This window comes from Micromonospora sp. NPDC049089 (assembly GCF_040648775.1).
GTDB lineage: Bacteria > Actinomycetota > Actinomycetes > Mycobacteriales > Micromonosporaceae > Micromonospora.
Genome location: NZ_JBEZEH010000018.1, coordinates 1 through 24,393, shown reverse-complemented (window position 1 = coordinate 24,393; position 24,393 = coordinate 1). Strand labels below are relative to the sequence as shown.

22 protein-coding genes are annotated in these 24,393 nt (G+C 70.8%); 15 read left to right on the top strand and 7 right to left on the bottom strand.

The window, feature by feature from the left end:
• Positions 1-5: 5 nt before the first annotated feature.
• The gene (locus AB0B48_RS05740; RefSeq protein ID WP_357196424.1) at positions 6-305 is read left to right on the top strand and encodes a hypothetical protein; all 300 of its coding nucleotides are present in this window, start codon (positions 6-8) and stop codon (positions 303-305) included.
• A 360-nt stretch (positions 306-665) separates the two neighbouring features.
• The gene (locus AB0B48_RS05735; protein WP_357196421.1) at positions 666-839 is read left to right on the top strand and encodes a hypothetical protein; all 174 of its coding nucleotides are present in this window, start codon (positions 666-668) and stop codon (positions 837-839) included.
• A gap of 226 nt (positions 840-1,065) precedes the next feature.
• On the opposite strand, the gene AB0B48_RS05730 is transcribed toward AB0B48_RS05735, so the two are convergent.
• On the bottom strand, positions 1,066-2,253 hold the full coding sequence (locus tag AB0B48_RS05730) for a GNAT family N-acetyltransferase (RefSeq protein ID WP_357196418.1): 1,188 nt from the start codon (positions 2,251-2,253) through the stop codon (positions 1,066-1,068).
• Positions 2,254-2,388: 135 nt separating this feature from the next.
• Between AB0B48_RS05730 and AB0B48_RS05725 the strand changes: the two genes are divergently transcribed.
• A complete protein-coding gene (locus AB0B48_RS05725; protein WP_357196415.1) occupies positions 2,389-2,886 on the top strand; it encodes an NUDIX domain-containing protein in 498 nt (165 codons plus the stop codon).
• 80 nt (positions 2,887-2,966) lie between these two features.
• Positions 2,967-4,415: an ATP-binding protein gene (locus AB0B48_RS05720; protein WP_357196412.1), complete on the top strand. Its 1,449-nt coding sequence runs from the start codon at positions 2,967-2,969 to the stop codon at positions 4,413-4,415.
• A 44-nt stretch (positions 4,416-4,459) separates the two neighbouring features.
• On the opposite strand, the gene AB0B48_RS05715 is transcribed toward AB0B48_RS05720, so the two are convergent.
• Together AB0B48_RS05715 and AB0B48_RS05710 are read right to left on the bottom strand one after the other, a co-directional pair.
• Positions 4,460-5,023, bottom strand: a complete 564-nt coding sequence (locus tag AB0B48_RS05715) for a hypothetical protein (protein WP_357196409.1) — start codon at positions 5,021-5,023, stop codon at positions 4,460-4,462.
• A gap of 197 nt (positions 5,024-5,220) precedes the next feature.
• The gene (locus AB0B48_RS05710; RefSeq protein ID WP_357196406.1) at positions 5,221-5,469 is read right to left on the bottom strand and encodes a hypothetical protein; all 249 of its coding nucleotides are present in this window, start codon (positions 5,467-5,469) and stop codon (positions 5,221-5,223) included.
• 194 nt (positions 5,470-5,663) lie between these two features.
• Here AB0B48_RS05710 and AB0B48_RS05705 point away from each other — a divergent pair, with 194 nt between their 5' ends.
• A complete protein-coding gene (locus tag AB0B48_RS05705) occupies positions 5,664-6,464 on the top strand; it encodes a proline hydroxylase (protein WP_357196403.1) in 801 nt (266 codons plus the stop codon).
• Between the two features lie 16 nt (positions 6,465-6,480).
• The gene (locus AB0B48_RS05700; protein ID WP_357196400.1) at positions 6,481-7,422 is read left to right on the top strand and encodes a threonine/serine dehydratase; all 942 of its coding nucleotides are present in this window, start codon (positions 6,481-6,483) and stop codon (positions 7,420-7,422) included.
• Positions 7,423-7,498: 76 nt separating this feature from the next.
• Here AB0B48_RS05700 and AB0B48_RS05695 read toward each other — a convergent pair whose 3' ends face one another.
• The gene (locus tag AB0B48_RS05695; protein ID WP_357196398.1) at positions 7,499-9,649 is read right to left on the bottom strand and encodes a tetratricopeptide repeat protein; all 2,151 of its coding nucleotides are present in this window, start codon (positions 9,647-9,649) and stop codon (positions 7,499-7,501) included.
• A 281-nt stretch (positions 9,650-9,930) separates the two neighbouring features.
• Between AB0B48_RS05695 and AB0B48_RS05690 the strand changes: the two genes are divergently transcribed.
• A complete protein-coding gene (locus AB0B48_RS05690; RefSeq protein ID WP_357196395.1) occupies positions 9,931-10,419 on the top strand; it encodes a hypothetical protein in 489 nt (162 codons plus the stop codon).
• A gap of 53 nt (positions 10,420-10,472) precedes the next feature.
• Here the strand turns inward: AB0B48_RS05690 and AB0B48_RS05685 are convergent, their stop codons facing one another.
• Positions 10,473-12,791 carry a M28 family peptidase gene (locus tag AB0B48_RS05685; RefSeq protein WP_357196467.1) on the bottom strand — a complete coding sequence of 773 codons (2,319 nt, stop codon included), beginning with the start codon at positions 12,789-12,791 and terminating at the stop codon, positions 10,473-10,475.
• Positions 12,792-13,183: 392 nt separating this feature from the next.
• On the opposite strand from AB0B48_RS05685, the gene AB0B48_RS05680 reads away from it, so the two are divergent.
• The 7 genes from AB0B48_RS05680 (at position 13,184) to AB0B48_RS05650 (ending at position 21,876) form a co-directional block, all read left to right on the top strand.
• Complete coding sequence (locus AB0B48_RS05680; protein ID WP_357196392.1) at positions 13,184-14,383, top strand: fused response regulator/phosphatase; 1,200 nt, start codon at positions 13,184-13,186, stop codon at positions 14,381-14,383.
• Positions 14,380-16,104 carry an ATP-binding protein gene (locus tag AB0B48_RS05675; protein ID WP_357196390.1) on the top strand — a complete coding sequence of 575 codons (1,725 nt, stop codon included), beginning with the start codon at positions 14,380-14,382 and terminating at the stop codon, positions 16,102-16,104. The genes AB0B48_RS05680 and AB0B48_RS05675 overlap by 4 nt, the downstream gene beginning before the upstream one ends.
• On the top strand, positions 16,101-16,553 hold the full coding sequence (locus tag AB0B48_RS05670; RefSeq protein ID WP_357196387.1) for a response regulator: 453 nt from the start codon (positions 16,101-16,103) through the stop codon (positions 16,551-16,553). Before AB0B48_RS05675 ends, AB0B48_RS05670 begins: the two co-directional genes overlap by 4 nt.
• A complete protein-coding gene (locus tag AB0B48_RS05665) occupies positions 16,546-17,355 on the top strand; it encodes an inositol monophosphatase (RefSeq protein ID WP_357196384.1) in 810 nt (269 codons plus the stop codon). The genes AB0B48_RS05670 and AB0B48_RS05665 overlap by 8 nt, the downstream gene beginning before the upstream one ends.
• Positions 17,356-17,536: 181 nt before the next feature.
• On the top strand, positions 17,537-18,553 hold the full coding sequence (locus AB0B48_RS05660) for a hypothetical protein (RefSeq protein ID WP_355005721.1): 1,017 nt from the start codon (positions 17,537-17,539) through the stop codon (positions 18,551-18,553).
• A 36-nt stretch (positions 18,554-18,589) separates the two neighbouring features.
• On the top strand, positions 18,590-20,152 hold the full coding sequence (locus tag AB0B48_RS05655; protein ID WP_357196381.1) for a fused MFS/spermidine synthase: 1,563 nt from the start codon (positions 18,590-18,592) through the stop codon (positions 20,150-20,152).
• A 71-nt stretch (positions 20,153-20,223) separates the two neighbouring features.
• A complete protein-coding gene (locus AB0B48_RS05650; protein WP_357196377.1) occupies positions 20,224-21,876 on the top strand; it encodes a serine/threonine-protein kinase in 1,653 nt (550 codons plus the stop codon).
• 53 nt (positions 21,877-21,929) lie between these two features.
• Here AB0B48_RS05650 and AB0B48_RS05645 read toward each other — a convergent pair whose 3' ends face one another.
• Entirely contained in the window at positions 21,930-22,598 is a 669-nt protein-coding gene (locus tag AB0B48_RS05645) for a TrkA family potassium uptake protein (protein WP_357196374.1), read from the bottom strand.
• Between the two features lie 68 nt (positions 22,599-22,666).
• Positions 22,667-24,001 carry a potassium transporter TrkG gene (locus AB0B48_RS05640; protein WP_357196371.1) on the bottom strand — a complete coding sequence of 445 codons (1,335 nt, stop codon included), beginning with the start codon at positions 23,999-24,001 and terminating at the stop codon, positions 22,667-22,669.
• Between the two features lie 178 nt (positions 24,002-24,179).
• Between AB0B48_RS05640 and AB0B48_RS05635 the strand changes: the two genes are divergently transcribed.
• The coding region (locus AB0B48_RS05635; RefSeq protein ID WP_357196464.1) for a glycerophosphodiester phosphodiesterase family protein at positions 24,180-24,393 on the top strand (214 nt) is incomplete at its 3' end.

Below are 24,393 nucleotides of genomic sequence, written 5' to 3'. Positions count from 1 at the left end.
GCTTGGTGACCGCCGACGTGCCGCAGAAGGCACGAGCGAGCCAGGCGGAGCGGTCGGCGTCGGCACTGGATCGCCGGATGGACGGGGAGCATCTGCCGCGTCGGCCGCAGTGGCAGTGCCTGATGTGCGAGGCGGGTACGCCTTGGCCGTGCCACCCGGCGCGGGTGCGCCTGGCTGAGGCGTACGGACCTGACCGCATTGGCCTCTCCACTTACGTTGGCGGCCTGCTTTTCATCATCGCCGTGGAGTTGCCCGACGTGACGCCGGCCGAGCTGTACGAGCGCTTCGTGGCATGGACGCGCTGATGGGCAGCATCCACCCGGTCGACGAGGCCGGTAGCAAGGCTCACCTACGCAGTAGAAATGGCAGACGGCGGCCGGGTGGCAGTGCTGGAAGCCGTCGCCGCACCCCCATCAACGGCGGTCACTGGCCGAGTCTGGACGGCCCCCGATGACGAGCCACCTCGCGATCACCCCAACCTGGATCTGCGCTGGCTGTGGTGCGGACTGGCCCTGCCACACCCGCCGTCGAGAGTTGCAAGCGGAGTACCACGGAGCCCCGGTGTCGCTCGCCCTCTACCTGGCCGCCCAGTTGGTTGACGCTGCACAGGACCTGGCCCACGTTCCGGCCGGCCATCTGCACTATCGCTTCCTGGGTTGGACCCGATGAGCATTCTTCGTGCCGGTGACGAGAAGTTCCACTACAGCGACGGCTCCCACAAGTGGATCCCGCCGGACCCGGACTACGACCAGGATGTCTGGGACGAGCAGATTCGCCAGCACAAGCATGGCCACCTGCGAAACGAGCGTCCGAAGGTCCGCATCCAGCGGCTGATCTGAGGTGGGTGGCGGCGGTCAGAGGCTGGGGATGAGGAGTCCGCACACGCCAGTGGAAGCACCGCGGACAGGCTGCCAGCACGGCCGATGAGCGGATCCGGGTACGGGCGATGAGGACCGCGAGCATTGCCAGGCTGACCAGCAGCGCGAGGAACAGCGCGGGCGTAGCAACGTAGAGCCCGAAGAGCAGCGCCCGCGACCGTTCCGAGTCGCACACCTCGGCGCAGCGTTACGCCTGTTCAGAGGTGGCGGTGGCACCATGCGCGTCAGGCCCGATCTCAGCGACCATGGTGTCCGCGTCCTCGAACGACTCAACCGTGCGGAACCCCTCAGCGGCGTACACCTTCGCAGCGAAGTTCGCCCGCTCCACGCTCAGCGACACCGTGCGGATGCCACGTTCTCGTGCGGCCTGCAGAACGGCGCGCAGAAGCGTCCGCCCCACGCCCCGGCCCCGCCAGGTCTCCACCACGCCGATAGTCAGCTCTGGCACGTCGTCACTCACGTACCCGTAGCCGGGATCGGCGGAGGTCAGGTACCGGAACCAGGCCACGCCGACTGAACGACCAGCCGAGTCCACCGCAACCAGGCCGAAGTCGTCTGGTCCCATCCAGCCGGTGACGTAGTGAGCCAGCGCGGGGTTCGCCAGGATCTGTTCGCGCGACCAGTTGCGCTCAGGCAGCCAGTTCACGGCCTCCACGAGCATGTCGACCAGGAATTCGGAATCAGCAGAGGTGGCCGCGCGAATGCCGAGGTCAGTCACCGCCGTAGCCTCGCACAGGGCCGCTCCTGGCCAGCTCTGTGGTCGCTGCGCCCAGAAGAGGGTGTGCCCGCTGCCGCCCTCGGGGACGAAGTCCTCGGCGATGATTGCCAGCCCCGCCTGTCGCAGCCATGAGCGGTAACTGGAGGCGTCGGCTTGGCTCCACCACATGGTGGCGTTGCCATCGAGCCAGTTGTCGTCGGTGCCTGTCCAGGCGCTGTTGCCGACGGTGGTGAGCAGCCAGCCGCCGGGACGTAACCAGGTGGCGATGCTCTTGATGAGCTGCGGTTGATCGGCCAGGGGCATGTGGATGACTGCGTACAGGCAGACCACGGCGTCGAACGAGGCCGGCCGCAGGTCGAGCCGGGTGGCGTCGGCGCGGAGAAAGATGCCGTCGGGCACCAGACGGCGCGCCCGCTCGATCTGCACGTCGCTGATATCCACGCCGGTCACGCGGTGTCCAGCGTCGGCGAGGAAGCGGGCGACCGGCACCCCGCAGCCGCACCCGAGGTCGAGGACCGCTGCCGAGGCGGGCAGGCGCTGGTGTAAGCCGGCGAGCCAGGGAGCGTACTGGCCGTCGTCAGCGTCGTCCGATCGATAGTGGTAGGAGAGTGCGTCGTACCCACGCCGGACCACGTCACGCTCGTCACTCCTGCTCATTCCGGGAACGCTACGAGGCTCGGTGCCGCCTGCCGATCCATTTATCTCGGTACGGCTGAGCCCTGCCAGCGATAGAGGTCGCGCAGTAGGGAGATCTCGGCGTTGACGGTGATCGTCGACCCCTAGGGTGTTCTGATGTCGGCGGTTAACCTGCGGCGGTCGGCGCGTGCGGTCGTCCTCGATGAGGACGACCATGTTCTGCTGCTCAGACTCGCCATTCCCGATCCAGCGGGCACGATCGCCGTTTGGATCACTCCCGGGGGTGGTGTCGAGAACGGCGAGACGCCGTTGGCCGCCCTGCGGCGAGAGCTTCGCGAAGAGGTCGGTCTTGCTCTCGATGTCGACCCGCCTCACGTCTGGCACCAGGAGATCGTCGCCGCCGGGTTTGCACCCGGCCACGATGGCGTCGTGAACGACTACTTCCTGGTTCGGACCGCGTCGTTCACGCCGCGCGGTGCGATGAGCGATGAGGAACTCGCGGCCGAGCACGTCGTCGGCTGGCGTTGGTGGTCGCTGTCAGAGATCAGGGAGTACGTCGGCCCGGAACTGTTCTCGCCTCGCGATCTCGCCACGCCGTTGGCCGCATTGATCGCTGAGGGAGTGCCAACCCAACCCGTCGCGCTCGCCCTGTGAACCCGGGGACCAGCTGTAGCGACCCCTCAGCTTAGGTAGACTGGTCCGAAGTAAGATTCAATCTAGCTTCGGGAGGGTCGATGTTCGTCGGTCGGCGCACGGAACTCGACCTGCTCGCGAAGCAGCTTGATCATGTGAAACGCACCGGCGAGGGTCGCTCGGTCGCCTTACGCGGTCGCCGGCAGGTGGGCAAGTCGCGGCTGGTGCAGGAGTTGTGCGACCGGGTCGATCTGCCGTATTGCTTCTACACCGCGGTCAAGGGCGCGTCGAGCATCGAAGCGGTCAGCTACTTTCTCGGGGCCTTGCGCGACTCGTCGCTGCTTACCGCTGGCGGCCGTGATCTTCTGCCGTCTCAGCCGCCGGCCGGTGGCTGGGGAGACATGCTGCGGCTGTTGGCGGGTGTCCTGCCCGATACGCCGAGTGTGGTCGTCCTCGACGAACTGCCCTGGATCTCCGAGCAGGACGCGACCTTCGACGGGCACCTTCAGGTTGCCTGGGATCGGCTCATCTCCAGCAAACCAGTGCTCCTGTTGCTGCTCGGCAGTGATCTGCACATGATGCAGCGGTTCACCGAGTACGACCGGCCGTTCTACGGCAGGGCCACGAACTTGGTCCTCGGCCCGTTCAATCTTGCCGAAACCGCCGCCGTGACCGGGTTGAGCGGCGCGGACGCTATCGATGCACACCTGATCACCGGTGGGTTGCCGGGTGTCGCCCTGGAATGGTCCCCGGGCACACCTCCCGCCGAGTTCCTGAGTCAGGAGATTTCCAACAAGACGTCGGCGTTGTTCACCGTCCCCGAACAGTCCCTCGCGTCGGAGTTTCCCGCCCCCGACACTGCCCGGCGCATCCTGGAAGCGGTGGGCGGGGCAGGTAGCCGCACATTCAGCAACATCGCCGCTGCCGCCGGCGACCGCGGTGGCCCGGTCAGCTCCGGCACCCTTTCCCCTCTGCTTCACCGGCTTGTCGAGGAGAAACAAGTCCTCGCTGTCGACAAGCCGCTGTCCACCAAGCCCAGCAAACTGGCCCAGTACCGAATCGCCGACAGCAACCTGCGTCTGTACCTGGCCATTCTGCGCGACGTGCATCAACTGGTTCTGCGCGACCGAACAGCGGCTGCCCGCGCCGTCCTCGACAGTCGGTGGTCCAGTTGGCGGGGTAACGCCGTCGAGCCGATCATCCGCGATGCGCTCGCCATCTCCGCCGGTGCCGGCGGTTTGCCCTGGACCGACACGTGGGAAGTCGGTGGTTGGTGGAACCGGCAATCCAACCCGGAGATCGATCTTGTCGGAGCCGACCGCGCTCCGATCGCCTCCCGCATCGCGTTCGCCGGTTCCATCAAGTGGCAGGACGGCCCGTTCGACAGGCACCACCTCGACGAACTGCGCCGTCACGCCCCGCTGATCCCGGGTTTTCAGCCCGGGGTCAGCGGCTTGGTCGCGGTCAGCCGCTCCGGAGCCGACCTCCCGGCCGGGGCCGTGGATCTGATCTGGGGGCCTGACGACATCGTCCAGGCGTGGTCGGCCTGACGCTGTCCAGCGATGCGCGGGCTGCCCTGGGTGATGTGGGTGGGTCAGGCGGGTGGCGTCGGCTGGCGGCGCCGGCGCTCGATGTCCCGCTGGACCTCGGGATCCCACAGGGACGCGTTCCAGTCCTCCGGCTGCGTCTCGATGTCGAGCGCCAACCGGGCAGGCTGACTCCCCGCCTGTTGGGGCACCTGTCCCGGCGGAGCATCCTGCGTGTCACGTGGCGGGATGCCCCCGGCGGGGGTGGCCGGGTCAGCGAGCCGACGGGTGGCTCTGCGGTGGGTGACCAGGGCACCGATGCCGAGCAGGATCGCGGCGGCCGCCCGGACGACGTGGAAGGCGGTCGGGGTCTTCACCGGCAGGAGGTACGACAGGAAGAGGAGTAAACCACCCGCTCCGACCGCCCAATGCCGGACCGTCGCCGCGGCGATCGAGTGCGCGTCGATAACGCGCTTGGTGACATTCGACCAAGTGAGGAAGGCGGCGAAGAGGGCCAGCGGCACGGCGATCGACAGGGCGCTGATTGCCCCTCCGGTCGGCGACGTCAGCAGGTCGGCGGCGATCGCAGCGCGCACCAACGAGAGCCCTGCGAAGATCACCACGAGCGTCACCAGAGCCCCTGGGCCGCCTGCCAGTGCGCGGGTGGCCGGGGCGGCGGCGTGGCGCCGCCGATGCAGGTGTGCCCTTGCCCAGGATGGTCGAGCTTGCTCCCGCAAGTCGAGCAATTCATTCTGCACCCCCGTGCTAGCTGTCGCGACGCGCCAGGCTAGCAGCGCGGTCGGGGCGCCGGGGGTGGCAGTGTGGAGGGTCAGTGGGCTGCGGCGTCGGCGCGGGCGCCGTGGCCGGCCGGGCGTCGGGACCAGCACTGGGGGCGCTGTCGGACGGCGAGCTCCAGGGCCTGATGGTCGGACTCGATCATTTCCCGGGCTATTCGACGCGCCATTTCCAGGCGGTCGACGTGCATGTCAAGATCCGTCGGGCCGGCGCCTGCCATCTCGAACTCCTTGTCAGCGTTCGAACTAGTCGCATCATGCGTCACGCCGAGAATCGTCACCATTCCCCGATCGGTGGAAAGCTTCCGCCGTACGGTTCGGTGTCACTTACCCCGGTTGCGCCGATGGTAGCGGTGGCCGCGCCACGTCGCCCGGAACTGCGTACACCTGGCCTTGCCTGCGGTTTGTACATTGCACGGTGCGCGGGTCGGGGGGCGCGACAAGTCCGGTGAGGGATCTTCGTTTCGGGAGGACCGCCGTGCAGCATTCGAGCAGGACCGATCCCTTGTTCGTCGCCGTCGAATCAGAATCGATCACCCGGGCGGATGTCGCCGGGCTCATCGCGGGGCGGCTGGCCGCCGTTCGGGTGCCGGGGTTGCTCTCGGTGGCCCGCTGCCAGGCGATCACCGCCGCCCTCGCCAACGCGCCGATGGACCGCTACGACGAGAGCCGGGTCTTTCCCGTCGTCGCCAAGTTCGGTCCGGCCATCAACGACCACCGGTCGGCCGGGGAGCTCCGCGAGGACTACTGGGACGCGGCCAGCGCGGCCGAGAAGAGCTGGTCCACGCTGGGCGTGTCGGACTCGCCCCGGGACCTGTGCCTGGCCGCGTTCCGCGGTGCCTGGCCGGACGTGGCACCCGGGCGGCGGCAGGGTCGGGAGATGCACGTCGGCGTCGTCCGTGAGATCAACGCGGGGCTCCAGGTGCACTTCGACGACGCGGTACGGGAGTACGCGGGCCGGCTGCTCGACAGCGAGGTGGTGGCCCAGTTGGCGTTCAACATCTACATCCGGGTGCCACCGGCCGGTGGTGAGACGGTGCTGTGGCGGCGGCGGTGGCAGCCGGACGACGAGCCGCTGCGGATCCCCGGCGGGTACGGCTTCCAAGAGGCGGTGGCCGCCGGCACGCAGTCGTTGACGTTGCGCCCCACGCTCGGGGAGGGCTTTCTGTTTGATCCGCGGCACTATCACACGGTGCGTCAGGCGTCGGATGGCCGACGGATCTCCATAGGATGTTTCGTCGGGCTCACCGACGATGGTCGACTGGCCCTCTGGTCGTAGTGAAGGGCGTTTCCCCATGGTGGACAGAAGCGACGTCGAGGCGGCCGCGGCCCTTGTCGAGGGGCGGGTCCGGGAAACCCCGGTCATCGCCGTCGACGGCGCCGATCTGGGTGTGCCGGGGCAGCTCAGTCTCAAGTTGGAGCTGCATCAGCACACCGGCTCGTTCAAGCCGCGCGGCGCGTTCAACCGGATGCTCCAGGGGTCCCTGCCCTCGTCCGGAGTGATCGCCGCGTCGGGTGGCAACCATGGCCTCGCCGTCGCGTACGCGGCCCGGTCGTTGGGCGTGCCGGCGGAGGTCTTCGTGCCGGTCACCGCCTCGCCGGTGAAGGTGCAGCGGTTGGCCGGGCTGGGCGCACAGGTGCGCCAGGTCGGCCAGCACTACGCCGAGGCCCTGGCCGCGAGCACGCAGCGGGCCGCGGAGACCGGCGCGCTGGTGGTGCACGCGTACGACCAGCCGGAGGTGGTGGCCGGTCAGGGCACCGTCGGCCGGGAGCTGGAGCGGCAGGTGGACGGGATCGACACCGTGCTCGTGGCGGTCGGCGGCGGCGGGTTGGTGTCCGGCATCGCCAGTTGGTTCGGTGGCTCGGTACGCGTCGTGGCGGTCGAGCCGGAGCAGATCCCCACCCTGCACTCGGCCCTGAAGGCGGGTCGTCCGGTCGACATCGAGGTGGGTGGCATCGCCACCGATTCGTTGGGTGCCCGGCGGATCGGCGAGATCGCCTTCGACACCGCCCGCCGGACCGAGGTGGTGTCCGTGCTGGTCCGCGACGAGGACCTGGTGCGGGCGCGCCGGCTGCTCTGGTCGGAGCTGCGGGTCGCCGCCGAGTTGGGTGGCGCCGCCGCGCTGGCCGCGCTGGTCGGCGGCGCGTACGTGCCGCAGGCGGGGGAGCGGGTGGCAGTGATCATCTGCGGTGGCAACACCGACCCGAGCGACCTGGGCCCGGCCGCGCCGCACTGACCGGCCGCGCCGCACTGACCGGCCGCGCCGCACTGACCGGCCGCGCCGCACTGACCGGCCGCACCGTGCTGACCGGTCAGTCGCCGTTGCGCAGCCGGCGCAGCGCGTGCTCCACCTGGAGGGTGTCCAGGTGGGTGTCGCCGAGGAGTCGCCGACGGTCGGCCAGTAACTGCTCGTACACCTCGATCGCCGCGTCGACCTGCTCCTCGAGTAGCAGCACCAGGGCCAGGGTGGATCGGATGGCGAGCACCTCGCTGCGGTCGGCGTGCCGGGGTTCCACAGTGGCCAGGGTGGCGCGCAGCTCGGCTTCCGCCTCGGCGAACCGGTCCTGCGCCTGCATGCAGCGGGCCAGCGTGTGCCGGGCCTGCCAGGTCTCCGGTTGGTTGAGCGGCCACAACCGGTAGCGGACCTCCAGGATGGCGTGCAGCATCTCCTCAGCCTCAGGCGCCCGTTGCTGGGCCAGCACCGCCAGCGCCAGGCTGTGTCGCACGATCATGGTGTCCCAGTGTTCCGGGCCGCGTACCTGATCCTCGGCGGCGACGATCTGCCGCAGCTCCAACTCGGCCTCCGGCCACTGCCGCTGCGCCATGATCGCCTTGGTGAGCTTGTGCCGGCTGGCGAGGGTGTCGGCGTCGTCGCTGCCCAGCACCCTGGTGCGGTCAGCGATCACCTCGCGGAGCACCCGGTCGGCCATCTCCGGCTGGTTGCGCTCCAGCCAGGTGCGGCCCAGTTCGTGGCGCAGCGCCAGCACCTGCGGCCGGTCCAGGTCGTGGTCGTACGCGGCGCAACCGCGCACGATCGGGTCGAGGATGTCGAAGGCCGAGCCGGGTAGGCCGACCGCGATGAGGTAGCGGGCGGTGAGTCGGGCCAGCTCCAGCGCGCGGCGTACCGTCTCGGGGTCGTGCTTGTGCTTCTGCGGCACGAGGTATTCCCGCACGGCCTCGACCAGGTGCGGCACCAGCACGTCCCAGTTGGGCCAGGCCGCCGAGTCGTCCGGGTTCTGCCCTTCGGTGGCGGCGAGCAGCAGCTTCATGACCAGCCCGTGGTATTCGGCGATCTGCTCACGCACCTCGTCGCGGTCGCGGAACATCGCGTGCACCAGTGGGTGCAGCGAGAGCACGTGCGCGAACGCGGGGTCGGTGACCTCCTCCTGCACGTCGAAGTCGACCAGGGCCAGGTTGCCGATGCCCTCCAGCACCTTCACCCGCTGCCGGCCGGTGAGCCCCTTGAAGAGCGGAGACTCGGCCAGGATGGCCGGCTTGAGCACCACCTCGTAGGGCACCGGGGAGATGCTCAGGCAGGCCAGCACGTTGAGCAGTGGTCGGCTCTGTTGGAGTTGGCGGCGGGCCAGCAGGTCCAGTGAGATGTCGTCGACCTCGCGGACGATCTCCAGGCCGAGGGACTCGTCGAGGTCGACGTCGGCGGCGTCGCGGGGTGAGCGGAACCGACGCTGCACAGCGGTGCGGTAGTCGGCGAAGGTGGTGATTGTGGATGAGCCGCGCCAGACCGGGCTGGCGTTGACCGACCGTAGGTAGTTGCCGGCGGCGCGCAGGGCGAGAGGCAGCCCGCCCAGCTCCCGGGCGAGTTCCCGGGCGTCGGCCTGCCCGCCGGCCTGGGCGCCGGCCCGGTCGATGAGCACCTTCGCGCCGGCGTCGGCGTCGAGTGGGCGCACCTGGTGCAGCACCGACCAGGTGCCCCAGGTGGCCCGGTTGCCGTCCCGGCTGGTCACGATGACCATGCCGTCCTCGGCCTCCGGGCTGCGCAGCCAGCCGGTGCCGTCGGCGAGGACTCCGTCGGTGGGGCCCAGGCTGGCGGGCTCGTCCGCACTGTCGAAGATCAACAGCCAGGGCTGCGCGGCCTGGTTGAGGTAGCGCCACACCAGGTCGGTGGCGCTGATCATGCCGGCCCAGGCCTGGTCGACCTGGGTCTCCGACGCGCCGAGTTGGCTGACCACCTCCCGCATCCCGGAGTTGAGCCGCCCCGCCTGCACCCACCAGACCGTACGGCCGTCGGCGCGGGCCCGACGGGCGATCTCCAGCGCGACGTGGCTCTTGCCGGAGCCGCCCATGCCGCAGAGGATGTGCACCGCGGGTCGGCCTCCGGCGTCTTCCCCCGGCCGCATGATCTCGCCGATCAGGTCGTCACGCCCGTGCAGCGGGCTGTCCAGTCGCCCGAGCGGTGGATCGACGGAGACCCGACTCGGCCGGTCGTACGCAGGCCGAGGCACGCCGGCATCCTCGGGTGGAACGTCCGCAGTCAATGCGGTCCCCCTTCGGTGGCGAATTCACAATGGGGCGGAGGCGAAAGATCCTGTCCATCTGATGGACAGTCGGAGGGATTGCCATCCGCACCATGTCGACAGCAAGCGTATCCATCCCCGTACTGGGTTGCACACTCTCCGTTCAGGCCACCCGGCTGACCAAAATCAGCGCGGGAATTCCCAATTCGCCGCTGATTCCGGCCGATCCGCCGTGCGCGGCACTCGACACGGGCATCCACGATGGACTTATGAACTGGTCGCCAATCCAGGACGTCGTCGACTGGGGTTCCGTGCCGGACTGGTTCGGCGCGGTCGGCTCCATTGCCAGCGTGCTCTTCGTCTACCTCGGATTGCGGCGGGAAATCCGTGCCCGTCGCGACGACGATCTGCGGGTCCGGGCCAACCAGGCTCGGCTGGTCTCGGCGGTGGCCGAGATTCGCGGCACCTCGGTGCTGCGGGTCGCGGTGGCCAACGAGAGCGACGCCCCGGTGCTGGACGTGGTGGTGCTGGCCCGGCTCGCCCCGCCCGACGATCCGGACGCCCCACCGGTCGAGCTGGCGGCGGCGAAACAGGTCCGGCGGATTCCCGGCCGCGACGTGCACGACCTCTTCGTCACCGTCGCGGCGGAGCATCGGCTCCGCCCGGCCGACACCGTTCTGGTGGACCTCACCTTCACCGACCACGACGGTAATCGCTGGCACCGGATCGGTGCCGGCCAACCGGAGCCGGTGGGCTGACCGGAGGAGGAGATGGTCCGGCGACGAGTCACTCGCCGGACCACCTCCAACCGTCAGAGGGGATAGGTGCGGGCGACCGCCAGCATCTCCGAGCTGTGCGACCCGACGACGCCGACGGCCGGCGGCCGGGGGCGGAAGCCGGGCAGCGCGTCCAACCCGTCACTGGCATCCATCGCTCGCAGCGCGACCTGCCCGGCGATCGGGCGCACTGTCAACACGACCTCGATGCCCTCCGCCGGCGGGGCGTGGAACACCAGCCCGAAGCCCCACTTCCCGGCGCGGGGCTCCACCGGCACCGACCGCCCCGCCACGTCGGCGCGCAGCACGGTGGCGGTCGACGTGTCGACGTGCAGGGTGGCGAGCCGGGCCACCCGCTGCGGGGTGAGCCGCAGCCGCAGCGTGCGCTCGCCGCCCGCGGTGGCGTCGGCCACCACCTCCAGCTTCGGCGCCGGCAGGTTCGCCGACTGCGCCGGACCGGCCCGCAACTCACCGTCGCCGAGCCCGGGGAAGTCGTCGCCGACATCGGTGACCCCGTCGACGTAGCCGTCCGTCCACGGCTGCGGGTCGCTCTCGTGGCTGAGCCAACGGGCCTGGCCGGTGCCGGCGTCCAGGGCGTACATCAGGTGGGTGGGAGCGGGGTGGGCGGCGTCGAACCGGTCGACGCCCAGGCCGACCCCGGCGAGCACCACCGCCGCCACAGCGGCGGCGCCGGCCGGCAGCACCGCGAGCCGCCGGGCCCGCAGCGCGAGCAGACCACGCTGGCCGCCGGCCTGCGGGTGCAGCAGGTCGACCACCGGCAGGGCGACCAGGCCGAGCAGCACCGCGACCAGCGCGGCCACCCCGCCCATGGCCATCCCCAGCGCGGGGAAGAGCAGCACCACGGTGGGCAGCAGGATGACCACACCCACTGCCGCGGCGGCCGTCACCGCCACCACCGGCCACGGTCCGGTCTGCCGGGTACGCAGCGCGACGAGCCCGCCGAGGGCGCCGGCCAGCGCCGGCACTGTGGTGAGGTACGCCCCACCCGGCACCGCCACGGCGAGCAGCACCCCGAGCACTGCCAGCCAGGCCAGTCCGCCGACGGCCAGCGCGGCCGGGCCGATCCGGCGGCGGGTCAGCGCGTACCAGGTGAACAGGATGGCGGCGGCGAGCGCCAGGACGGCCAGCCGGTACCAGATCGGCCGGTACGGGTCGAGCAGTTCCGCGTACCCCGGTCGGATCGTGGTGATCGCCAGCCAGAGCAGTTGGGCGGCGACCGGCGCGGCGATGATCGGCACCAGGGCCAGCGCGAAGCCGGCGGCCAGCCGGCCGGTGCTGGCCCGGCCGCTGCGGCGGGTCAGCCAGCCCAGGGCGGCCACCAGTGCCACCGCGAGCAGGGCCAGCGGCACTGTGAGCCAGCCGGGGTAGCGGACCAGCCCGCCGGGGACGGGGAAGTAGGTGGCGTCGTGCCCGGAGCGCAGGTCGGTCAGGTCGGTGCCACCGAACTCCCGGGCGAGGCCCAACGCGTTGTCCCCGTGCTGCTGGAGGCTGCCCCGGTCCATGGCGGCCGGGGTGTCCAACGGCGTGTGGTAGATCGCGCCCCCGTCGATGTACGCCGAGTTCAGCCCGACGAACTTCTGATCGAGGAAGGCGGTGAAGTCGGTGTCGTTGGGCAGCGCGCGGTAGATCTCCACAGCGAACGAGGTGCCGACCGGGTGTGGGGCGGCCCGGCCGAAGATGTCCACCAGCTTCGCGTTGTTCCGGGACGTCTCGAACATGATCACGGGCCCGGTGGAGCCCCGCGCCTCCAGGTTCAGCACCACACCGCCGTCGGCGGCCAGCGGGTGGCTGGCGGCGAACGCGGCCGCGCCGCAGAGGCACGCCTCCTCGGCGTCGGTCAGGACGAAGACGATGTCGTTGCGCGGCCGGGAGCCGGTGGTCAGCGCGCGGGCCACCTCCAGGATCGTCGACGTGCCGGCCGCGTCGTCGTTGCCGCCCGGCCCGGTCTGCACCGAGTCGTAGTGGGCGACCAGGAAGACCCGGCCCGTCGAGTCGGTGCCCGGCATCCGGGCCACCACGTTGCGGACCCGGGCCAGCGTCGCCCCTCCCGCCGCCCCGCTGAGCTGACCGGCCTCCGGTGCCACGGTGTCCTGCACCTCGGTCTCCAGGCCCAGCCCTCGCAACTGCTGCTCAAGGTGAGCGCGGACCTGCTCGTTGGCCGGGCTGCCGGCGACGTGCGACCGGGCGGCGATCACCTGGACGTCCTCGTACGCCCGGGCGGCACTGAACGCGTCCGCCGGGGCGTCGGCCGGCTTCGGGGCGGGGGTACGCAGGTCGAGCAGACTGCCGGCGCCGACGGCGGCCAGCGCGACCAGAGCCGCCGCGGCGGCCACGAGCCGCCGGCGCGGCCGGGTCAACGCGCGGTCGGCAGGGGGTACGCCCGGGACCGGACGGGGTGGCGTGCCCGTCGTGGCCGGGGTGGTGGGTGCTCCCACGGGAACTCCTCGGGGGGTGGTGGGGCCTGGGGTGGGATCATCCTGCCCGTCGGCGGCTGTGGAGGGGATGGCCGGTACGTCAGGCGTCCATCAGCCGCCCGGTTTGTCCGCGGCCGAGCAGTGATGCGCTCCATCCCCGCCCGCGCCGGAGGCATCGTGTTGTGTGCGACCGTTGTCTAATACAGGATCAGCGGGGCACTCGGAAGGAGCCCGACATCACCAGCGAACTCCCGCGTCTCGCGGCGGTGACCCGGCCGCACCGGGGGGCCGGCTCGGCCGGTTCCCCAGTTGTGCCGTACCCGCACGGTGGTCTGGCGCGGCACGCCAACCTGCCGCCGGGTGAGCGGCTGCGCGTGCTGCTGGTGGAGGACGACGAGGGCGACGCCTTCCTGGTCGGTGAGCTGCTCGCCGAGACGAACTCGATGATCGACCTGCTGGTCGCCACCAGCCTGCGGGAGGCGCGGCAGCGGATCAACGACGTCGACTGCGTCCTGCTCGACCTGGGTCTGCCCGACGCGCAGGGGTTGGACGGGCTGCGCCAGGTGTTGGAGATGTCCAGCGGGGCCGCGGTCTGCGTGCTGACCGGCCGCACCGACGAGCACCTGGGCGTCGTGGCGGTCGCCGAGGGCGCCCAGGACTACCTGGTCAAGGGCCAGGTCGACGGGGTGCTGCTGACCCGGGCGCTGCGCTACGCCGTGGAGCGTAAGCGCGCCGACGAGAACGCCCGCCGGTTGCGCGAGGTCGAGCTGCGCCAGGCCGAGTCGGCCCGACTCGAACGCGGTCTGCTGCCCCAACCGCTGATGACCACCGACCAGGTCGCGGTGCACACCTTCTACCGGCCGGGCCGGCACGCCGCCCTGATCGGCGGGGACTTCTTCGACGTGGTGCAGACCCACCCGGACCGCCTCGACCTGATCGTCGGCGACGTCTGTGGGCACGGGGTGGACGAGGCCGCGCTCGGGGTCGAGCTGCGGGTGGCCTGGCGCGCCCTGGTGCTCGCCGGGGTGCCGGACGACGAGGTGCTGCCCGCCCTGGAGCAGGTGCTGATGAGTGAGCGCCGCCTCCAGGAGATCTTTGCGACGGTGGCCACCGTCAGACTGGACCTGGACGCCAACCGGGCCACAGTCCGACTGGCCGGGCACCCGCCACCGCTGCTGCTCTCCGGCGGCCGGGTCGCCCCGGTGCCCGCGCCCGGCGGCCTGCTGCTGGGCGTACGACCCCGCCGGCCGATTGCCTACGACCTGGAGTTCGACACCGATGACTGGTCCCTGTTGATGTACACCGACGGCCTGATCGAGGGGCGGGTGGGTGCCGGCAACGAACGGCTCGACGTGCCGGGCCTCAGTGGCTTGCTGGACGAGCCGGCCAACCGTTCGGTGTCGCTGCCCGAGCTGCCGGCGTGGTTGGTCGGGCGGGCCGAGCGGCTCAACGGTGGTCCGCTCGCCGACGACGTGGCCATGCTGCTGGTCAGCCGGGGCGGTGGCCGGTGAGGCCGGTCATCGGCGGCTGGAGTCTCCGCCGCCGGGTGATCACCCTGCTCTCCGTCGTGGGCTTTCTGTTGATCGGGCTGGCCGGCGCGGAAGCGGCGGTGGCCGCCCGCAACCGCACCCAGATCGACGCGGTGCTCAATGAGACCGGCCCGTTGCGGGTGCAGTCCCAGGAACTGCTCAACGCGCTGCTCGACCAGGAGACGGCGATCCGCGGGTACGCGGTCAGCGGCAACCAGGACGACCTGAGCCCGTACCGGGAAGGGCTCGCTCAGGAGCAGAGCGTCATCGCCTCGATGCGGAAGCTGCTCGACGACTATCCGGGGATCAGTCAGGAGCTGCGGACCGTCGAGGAGCGTGTCACGCAGTGGCGGCGGTCAGTCGCGGAGCCGGTGATCGTCACCACCGAGCAGAGCGGCACCAGCGCCGGGCAGGCGTTGGTCACCGAATCGGCCCGGCAACAGTTCGACGAGGTGCGCTCGGCGGTGAACGACCTCCAGGAGGAGGTCCTGGCCGCCCGGGAGCAGACCGCCGCCAACGTGCGTACCAGCAGCAACGTGCTGGTCGTCCTGCTGATCGTGGCCGCCCTGGTGGTGGTCATCGCCGGTGCGGTGCTGCTGCTCTCGCTGGACCGGATGGTGGTCCGGCCGCTGACCGGCCTCGCCAACCAGGTCCGCGAGGTCGCCGAAGGCGACTACCAGCACCGCATCGCCACCGTCGGCCCGCCGGAGTTCATCCAGCTCGGCGAGGACGTGGATGCGATGCGGCAGAAGATCGCCGCCGACCTGGCCGAGGTCCGGGCCGCCCGCGAGCGCATCGAGTGGGTGAACAGTCAGCTCCAGAAGCAGGCCGAGGAGTTGACCCGTTCCAACCGGGACCTGGAGCAGTTCGCGTACGTGGCCTCGCACGACCTGCAGGAGCCGCTGCGTAAGGTCGCCAGCTTCTGCCAGCTGCTCCAGCGCCGTTACGCCGGGCAGCTCGACGAGCGGGCCGACCAGTACATCGCCTTCGCCGTGGACGGCGCGCAACGGATGCAGCGCCTGATCAACGACCTGCTCGCGTTCTCCCGGATCGGGCGGCTCACCACCGGCTTCGTCGAGGTCGACCTCAACAAGGTGATGGGCGACGTGGCCGGCCAGACCGAGGCCGCCCGGCAGTACGCGGACGCCGAGTTGACCTGGGCCGAGCTGCCGACGATCTCGGGTGAGGAACCGCTGCTCACCAATTTGCTGGCCAACCTGGTGAGCAACTCGATCAAGTTCCGCCGCCCGGACGTGCCGTCGAAGGTGCACGTCTCGGCCCGCCTGGTGGGTGCCGAGTGGGAGATCACCTGCCAGGACAACGGCATCGGGATCGAGCCGGAGTTCGCCGACAAGATCTTCGTGATCTTCCAGCGGCTGCACTCGAAGGACGCTTACCCGGGCACCGGCATCGGGTTGGCGATCGTCAAGAAGATCGTCGAGTACCACGGCGGCCGCGTCTGGGTGGACACCGACGTGCCCGAGGGCACCGCGATCCGGTTCACCCTGCCGGCACTTCCCGAGGACGTCGCGGCGGCTGCCGCCGCCGATTCCGCGGTGGAGCCGACCGATGGTGACGCGACGCCCTCGACCGAGGCGCCGGCAGAGCTGATCGAGCAGGCCGACGGGCCGGACCAGCCGGACCGGGCCGACCGGACGCTGGAAAGCGGTAGAACGGGTGACATGAAGGAGACGGTGGGATGACCGCGCCGGCGGACGGCAAGAGCCCGATCGAGGTCCTGCTCGTCGAGGACGACCCCGGTGACGTGCTGATGACCCAGGAGGCGTTTGAGGAACACAAGCTGCGTAACCGGCTGACCGTCGTCTCCGACGGGGCCGAGGCGCTCGCCTACCTGCGCCGGGAAGGTCAGTACGCCGACGTGACGGCGCCCGACCTGATCCTGCTCGACCTCAACCTGCCCCGGCGCGACGGCCGGGAGGTGCTGGAAGAGATCAAGAAAGATCCGGACCTGCGCCGGATCCCGGTGGTGGTGCTCACCACCTCGCAGGCCGACGAGGACATCCTGCGCAGCTACCAGCTGCACGCCAACGCCTACGTGACCAAGCCGGTGGACTTCGAGCGCTTCATCTCGGTGGTCCGTCAGATCGACGAGTTCTTCGTCAGCGTGGTCAAGTTGCCGCCGCGTGGCTGACACCCTGCTGGACGACGTCAGCGGCCTGCTCTGGGAGGCCGCCGACCAGGTCGTGCTGCCACTGTTCCGCAAGCTCGACGACGATGACGTGTCGGAGAAGGCGCCCGGTGAGGTGGTCACCGTCGCGGACCGCCGGGCCGAGGAACTGCTCTCGGCGGGGCTGCGCCGGCTGCGGCCGGGCTCGAAGGTGGTCGGCGAGGAGGGTGTCGCCGACGATCCGGGGTTGCTGCGGCACCTCCGCGACGGCGGGGACGTCTGGCTGGTCGACCCGGTCGACGGGACCGCCAACTTCGCCGCCGGTCGCCGGCCGTTCGCCCTGATGGTGTCGCTGCTGACCGACGGGCGACCGGCCGCCGGCTGGATCCTCGACCCGCTGGCCGGCACTCTCGCCTCCGGCTCGGCGGACGAGGGCACCCTGCTCAACGGTCGACCGGTGGACGGCACCGGCTCGGTGCCGCCGCTCGGCGAGCTGCGCGGCGCGGCGATGACCCGGTTCCTGCCGCCGGAGACCCGCGACCGGGTCCGCGCCGGCGGGCGGCGGCTCGGTGAGCTGCTGCCCGGCCAGCACTGCGCCGGTCGGGAGTACCTGGACATCCTCACCGGCGAGCAGCAGTTCGTCCTCTTCTGGCGCACCCTGCCCTGGGACCACGGCCCGGGCACCGTGCTGGTCCGTGCCGCCGGGGGCGTCGCCCGCCGATTCGACGGCGTCGACTACCACCCCGCCGACGACGGCCGCGGTCTGCTCGTCGCCGCCAACGAGCAGGTCTGGGCCGACGTGCGCGAGGCGCTCCTCAGCCCCTGATCCGCGCGCTGCGCGACCGCGCTGGAACGCTGCGTCGACATCGAGGCAGCCTGAGGTTCAGCAGGCTGGTCACCCGCCCACGATCCGGTATCGTGACCGGCGGTCTCCGCCAGCGGGCCGCCGACCGGCGTCGCCATGCAGCGTTCAATCGGAGGCCGGCGGTCGACGGAAGGACGCTTTCGTGCCCAGGAACAGGTTCAGCCCGCGGCTCGGTCGCCGCGCTCTGTTCGCCGTGCTCGCCGCCGTCGCGCTGGTGCTCGGCGGTGCCGCGGTGCCCGCGTACGCGGAGCCGGACGAGGGTGGCAGCAAGAAGCTGCGGGACGCGCTGGAGCTGACCGCCAGGGGCCACATCGAGGCCAAGGCCAAGCTGGACAACTCCAAGCGTCGCCAGACCGCGCTGGCCGGCGAGCTGACGACGATCGAGGGTCGGCTGGTCGGGCTCACCAGCCAGGTGGGTGAGGTGGCCGCCCAGTCGTACCGGGTGGGTCGGCTGAGCGCTGTCTCGATGCTGCTCAACACGGCCACGCCGGAGGCGTTCCTGGAACGCGCGGGCGACCTCGACCTGATGGCTCAGCGGGACAGCAAGCGGCTGCGTGACCTCACCGAGGCCCGGCAGCAGGCGCAGCAGGCCAAGGTGGCCATGGACGCCGAGGTTCGGGAGCAGCAGAAGCAACTCGCCGTGATGGCGAAGAAGAAGAAGGAAGCCGAGGAGGCGCTCGCCGAGGTCAGCTCCGGCGGCAGCAACGGTTTCAGTGGTGGCAGCTCCACCTCGGCGAAGCCGGCACCGCGTAACTCCGACGGGTCCTGGCCGTCGGAATCCTGCTCGGTGAAGGACCCGACGACCTCCGGGTGCATCACTCCGCGCACCCTCAACGCGCTCAAGCAGACCCAGGCGGCCGGCTACAAGCGGCACGTCTCCTGCAAGCGCAGTGGTGGCGGCGGCGAGCATCCGAAGGGCCGTGCCTGCGACTTCTCGGCCGCCACGAACGGCTTCGAGGACAAGAACGCGACGGGCGGCGACAAGGCGTACGGGGACAGCCTGGCCGCCTGGCACGTGCGCAACGCCGATCGGCTGGGCGTGCTCTACGTGATCTGGTACCGGCAGATCTGGCATCCCGGCACCGGTTGGCGCTCGTACAGTGGAAGCGGCTCTCCGGCGGCGAGCCACACGAACCATGTTCACCTCTCGATGTACTGACCCGGAGCACCAGCTTCGCTGCGTACCATCGCGACGATGAGCTCCCCACCGTCCGACGTAGCGGCCCTTCCGGCGCCCCCGGCCCAGCCCGTGCCGATCACCGGCCGGGCGCTGCCCAACGGCCTGGCCGCGTTCCTGGTCTTCTTCTCCAGCGGTGCCGTGCTGGTGCTGGAGACCGTCGCGCTGCGCCTGGTCGGCCCGTACGTCGGGGTGACCCTTCAGGTGACCAGCTCCGTGATCGGCATCGCGTTGGCCGCGATCGCCTACGGGGCGTGGACCGGCGGCTGGCTGGCCGACCGGCGTGACCCGCGGGGCCTGCTCGCGCCGGCGTTGGTGCTGGCCGGCATCGCCACCGCTGTCACCCTGCCTGTCGTCCGGTACGCCGGCGAGGTGCTGCGCGGTGGCGCGGCCAGCGCGATCCTGCTGCTGGTGGCGCTGGCGGTGTTCGTGCCGGCCGCGCTGCTGGCCGCGGTCACCCCGCTGGTCGTGAAGCTCCAGCTGGCCGACCTGCGCCGCACCGGCCAGGTGGTCGGTCGACTCTCCGGGATCGGCACCCTGGGCGGCATCACCGCGACCCTGCTGACCGGGTTCGTGCTGGTCGCCGCGCTGCGCAGCACCGTCATCCTGCTGGCCCTGGCGCTCGCCCTCGGGCTGGTCGGCATCGGCCTCGGCTGGTACCTGCGCCGAGAGGAGCCCACCGAGCTGCCCGGTCCGGCCCGGGCCCGGGCCGCGCTGGCCGTGCTCGGCCTGGCCGGGGCGGGGCTGAGCACCGTGGCGCCCAACCCGTGCGACATCGAGACGGCGTACCACTGCGCCCGGGTCACCGCGGACCCCTCCCGGCCCAGCGGACGGACGCTGCTGCTCAACTCCGCCCAGCACTCGTACGTGGACCTCGCCGACCCGAAATACCTGGAGTACGCGTACACGAAGTGGATCGGCGCGGTCGGCGACGTCGCCGCGCCGGCCGGTCAGCGCCTGGACGCGCTGCACCTGGGCGGCGGTGGGTTCACGGTGCCGCGCTACCTGACCGCGACCCGACCGGGCACCGACAACCTGGTGTTCGAGATCGACGGCGGGCTGGTCGAGCTGGGTGAGCAGGAGCTGGGCGTACGGCCGGGGCCGGACCTGCGGGCGGTGGTGGGTGACGCCCGGATGCTGGTTGCCGGCGAGCCGACCGACAGCCGTGACCTGGTGGTCGGCGACGCGTTCGGGCACCTGGTGGTGCCCTGGCACCTGGCCACCCGGGAGATGGCCGCCGACGTCCGGCGGGTGACCCGCCCCGGCGGTGTGTACGTGCAGAACGTCATCGACTACCCGCCGCTGCGGTTCATCCGCGCCGAGTTGGCCACGGTGGCCGCCGAGTTCGGGCATGTCGCGTTGATCGCGCCCCCGGAAGCGCTCGCCGAGGAGCAGGGCTCCAACTTCCTCATCGTCGGCTCCGACGCGCCGTTGCCGCTGGAAGCCGTCCGGGCCCGGCTGGCCGAGGTGGACCCGAAGGTCAGCCTGCTGTCCGGTGCGGCGCTGACGGACTTCGTCGGTCAGGCGATGGTGTTGACAGACGACTACGCCCCGGTTGACCAACTGCTGGCCACCGCCTGATCGGGTGACAATCCTGACCGATTCCGATACTCCAGGTGTAGGCGGGCCGTTACTGGGCAACATCGCTCACCATGGGCGGTGGGGACCGGAACGGCGCGCAGTTGCTCGATGAGCGGTACCGGCTGATCGAGCAACTCGGCGCGGGTGGCATGTCGGTGGTCTGGCGTGGCTATGACGAGGTGCTGGGTCGCCAGGTCGCGGTGAAGGTGTTGGCCTCCCGGCTGGCCAGCGACCGGGCCTTCCGCCACCGCATCCGGATCGAGGCGCAGGCCGCCGCGCGGCTCTGCCACCCCAACATCACCAATGTGTACGACTACGGCGAGTCCGAGCAGGTCGGTCTCACCGTGCCGTACGTGGTGATGGAGCTGGTCGACGGCGCTTCGCTGGCCAGCCGGCTGGGTCGGGAGAGCCAACTGCCGTGGCGGGAGGCGGTGACCATCGGTGCCGAGGTCAGCTCCGCGCTGGCCACCGCGCACGCTCGCGGAGTGGTGCACCGCGACGTCACCCCGGGCAACGTCATGCTCACCTCGACCGGCGTCAAGGTGGTCGACTTCGGCATCTCCGCGCTCGTCGGGGAGAGCGAGAAGGGGCCGGACGGCGCGCTGTTGGGCACTCCCGCGTACCTCGCCCCGGAGCGGCTGGACAACGGCCAGGTCTCCCCGGCCACCGACGTGTATGCCGTTGGGCTGCTGCTCTACCGGATGCTCACCGGTCGACTGCCGTGGCTGGCCAGCACTACCACCCAGATGCTGCGCGCCCACATGTACAACGACCCGGAGCCGATGCCCACCGTCCCGGGGCTGCCCGACGGGGTGGCCGACCTGGTCGGACGCTGCCTGGCCAAGCGACCCGCGGACCGGCCGGCCACCGCCGAGCTGACCCGGACGCTCGCCGAGGCGGCCGGCATGCTCGCTGCGGTGCCGGTCTCCCCGGCCGCCGGGCCGCTGGACGCGGCGATGCTCGGCAGTGCGCGTACCACCATCCTGCCCTGGTCGGCGGCGACCGACGCGTTGCCGCTGTCGCGGACCCGTAACCGTCGGACGCAGCAGCGGGTGACCCGGCGTCGGCGGGTGGAGGCCGGCGTGGCCGCCGTCGGGCTGATCGCTGTCACCGGGGCGATGTGGGGGTTCACCTCGCGTAGCCCGGCCAGCGGAGAGGACCGGCCGACGACCGAGGCTCGGATGGGGATGCCGACGGCGGCGCCCTGCGAGGTGGCGTACGCGCTGCGCTCCGACTCCGGCACCGACTTCTCCGCCGAGCTGACCCTGACCAACACCGGTGGCCGTGAGCTGCGCGACTGGGCGATGAGCTTCACCTTCCCCGGGCAGCAGAAGGTGACGAAGGCGGAGCCCGCGCCGGTGCACCAGCAGGGGAGCACGGTGCTGATCCGACCGGCGGCCCAGCGCACCACGCTGGCCCCCGGTGCGGCCGAGAAGGTGACCCTCACGGGTAAGTACAGCGGGGCGAACCCGTTGCCTGTCGAGTTCCGACTCGGCGAGGCGACCTGCGGGGTTCGGGTTTCCGGCGTCGCCGGCAGCGCGCCGTCCACGGCCCCGCCGCCCAAGGCCGCCACGGTGAAGGCCCCGCCGAAGAAGACGACGGCACGCGGCGGCTCCGGCGCGGGCGGCGGCGCGTCGAAGGCCAAGCCACCGAAGCCTCCGAAGGCCCCGGCGAAGCCCGCGAAGGCCGCGAAGGCCGCCGGTGGTGGCCCGGGAAAAGTGTGAAGGTGACCAAGGGGCCGGGCGGTCACCGGAAGAAGTAAGCAGGCCACGGCGGGTCAGCGCATCCCCGCGAATCGCTGCACCTGGTCGATCCCACCCTCGACGATGAGCACCCCGCCCTGGGGAAGCGTGGTGTCGTCGGAGGTGTACCGGAAGCGTTCGCCGGGCAGCTTGGCGCCGATCACGCGTACCCCGAAGCGCTCCTCCGGTCTCAGGTCGATCAGGGTGCGCCCGACCAGGGACTCCGGCACCCGGACGGTGGCGATGGCGAAGTCGTGGTCGAACTCGATGAAGTTGAGCAACCGGCTGACGAGCAGGTGCGCGACCCGGTCCCCGGTCTCCGCCTCCGGGAAGATCACGTGGTGCGCGCCCACCGACGCCAGGATCTTGGCGTGCTTCTGCGAGGTGGCCCGCGCCCAGATCTCGGGTACACCCAGCTCGACCAGCGCCAACACGGTGAGCACACTCGCCTCCACCGACGCCCCGATGGCCACCACGGCCCGTCCGAAAGTGGTGATGCCCAGCTGCCGCAGCGCCCCCTCCTCGGTCGCGTCGGCCTGAACCACTCGGTCGAGCTGCGCCGACCAGCGCTGCACCTTCGCCGGGCTGCGGTCGATCGCCAACACCTCGCGGTCCATCCGGGTCAGCGACCCGGCCAGGTGGCAACCGAATCGACCCAGCCCGATCACCACGATGCCGCCGCTGTCCGCCCGTCTAGCCGACACCTCGGCCCTCCCTGCTTCCAATGGCGTGTCGCCGGTGTGCGGGCCGGCCGACACCTCCGAACCACGCCCTAGCCGACAATGGGTTGCTCCTGGGGATAGCGGTAGAGCCGGCGTCGGGTGTTCAGGGCGATCGCCGACCCCAGGGTCAGCGTCCCGACACGGCCGATGAACATCAGCACGGTCAGCGCCAGTTGGCCGCCGGGCGGCAGTTCGGCGGCCAGACCGATGGTCAGACCGGTGGTGCTGAACGCCGAGGTGATCTCGAACAGGGCCGCGACGAAGCGGACGCCCTCGGTGAGCAGCAGCAACAACATGGTTCCGGCCATCACCAACGCGACGCTGAGCAGCGCCACGGTGATCGCCTGCCGCTGGCTCGCGGTGGCCACCCGCCGGTGCCCGATCGTCACGTCGGGCTCACCGCGCAGCTCCGCCCAGATGGTGAACGCCAGCAGGAAGAACGTGGACACCTTGATGCCACCGGCCGTGCTGGCGCTGCCGCCGCCGATGAACATCAGCACGATCAGCAGGGGATAGCTCTCCTCCTGGAGAGCGGTGATGTCCAGGACGCTGAAGCCGCCGGTGCGGCTCAGCGCGATCTGGGTGAACGACGCGAGGACCTTCCCGGGTACGTCGTACTGGCCGATCGTGCTCGCGTTGGTCCATTCGGCGGCGAGCAGGCCACCGAAGCCGAGCAGCAGCAGCACCACGCTGCCCCAGATGGTCAACTTCGTCGCCACCGCCCAGCGGGTCGGCTGCCGCCATTCACGGACCGCCTCGAAGAGGGCGGGAAACCCGAGACCGCCGATGATCGCGCCGATCGCCAGGGGCAGCGACACCCACGGATCACGGCTGAAGGCCAGCAGGCCATCGGTGTAGAGCGCGAAGCCACCGTTGTTGAACGCCTGCACGGCGTGGAAGACGCCCGACCAAAGGGCCTCCCCGAACGGGTAGTCGTAGGTCAGCCAGAGTCGACCGGCGACCAGCACTGTCATCACCGCCTCGCAGGCGAAGACGGTCAGCGCGATCCGGCGGAGCAGCCGGCCCACGTCACCGAGGCCGAACTCCGCCGTCTCGGCCTGCACCAGCAACCGGTTGCGCAGTCCAAGCTGACTGGAGACCACCAGGATGACCAACGCGGCGACGGTGAGGATGCCGAGACCGCCGAGCTGGGTGAGAAGGGTGATCACCAGCAGGCCCCAGCCGGACCAGTAGTTCGGCGTGTCGGTGATGGCCATGCCGGTGACCGACACGGCCGAGGTGGCGGTGAAGAGCGCCGTGACCACTGGTGGGCGTACGTGTTCGGCGGTCGCCCAGCGCGCCATGAGCAACCCGGTACCGAGCAGGATCGGCACCAGGAACGCGAACGGCACCAGCCGCACGGGATTGCGGAAGAACCGGCGCACCAGACAATCTTCCTGTCCGCCCGCGCCCCCGGAGTGGGAACGGGCATTCCGGAGATTCATCTGCCGGCCAGCCATCGACCAACTCCTGGCACATCACGGGCGGTCTGCTTACCCGGACCATCGATGACAGGAGACGGCGTTGCGACACACGCTGGAGGCGTACCGGTTGGCGATCCGGATGGGTGCCGACCACATCGAGCCGGACCTGGTCTCCACCTCCGACGGCGTGCTGGTCGCCCGGCACGAGAACGAGATCTCCGGCACCACCGACGTGTCGACCCGCCCGGAGTTCGCGGCCCGTAAGACGACGAAGACCATCGACGGTGTCGCGGTGACCGGGTGGTTCACCGAGGACTTCACCCTCGCCGAGCTGGCCCGTCGTCCGCCACCCG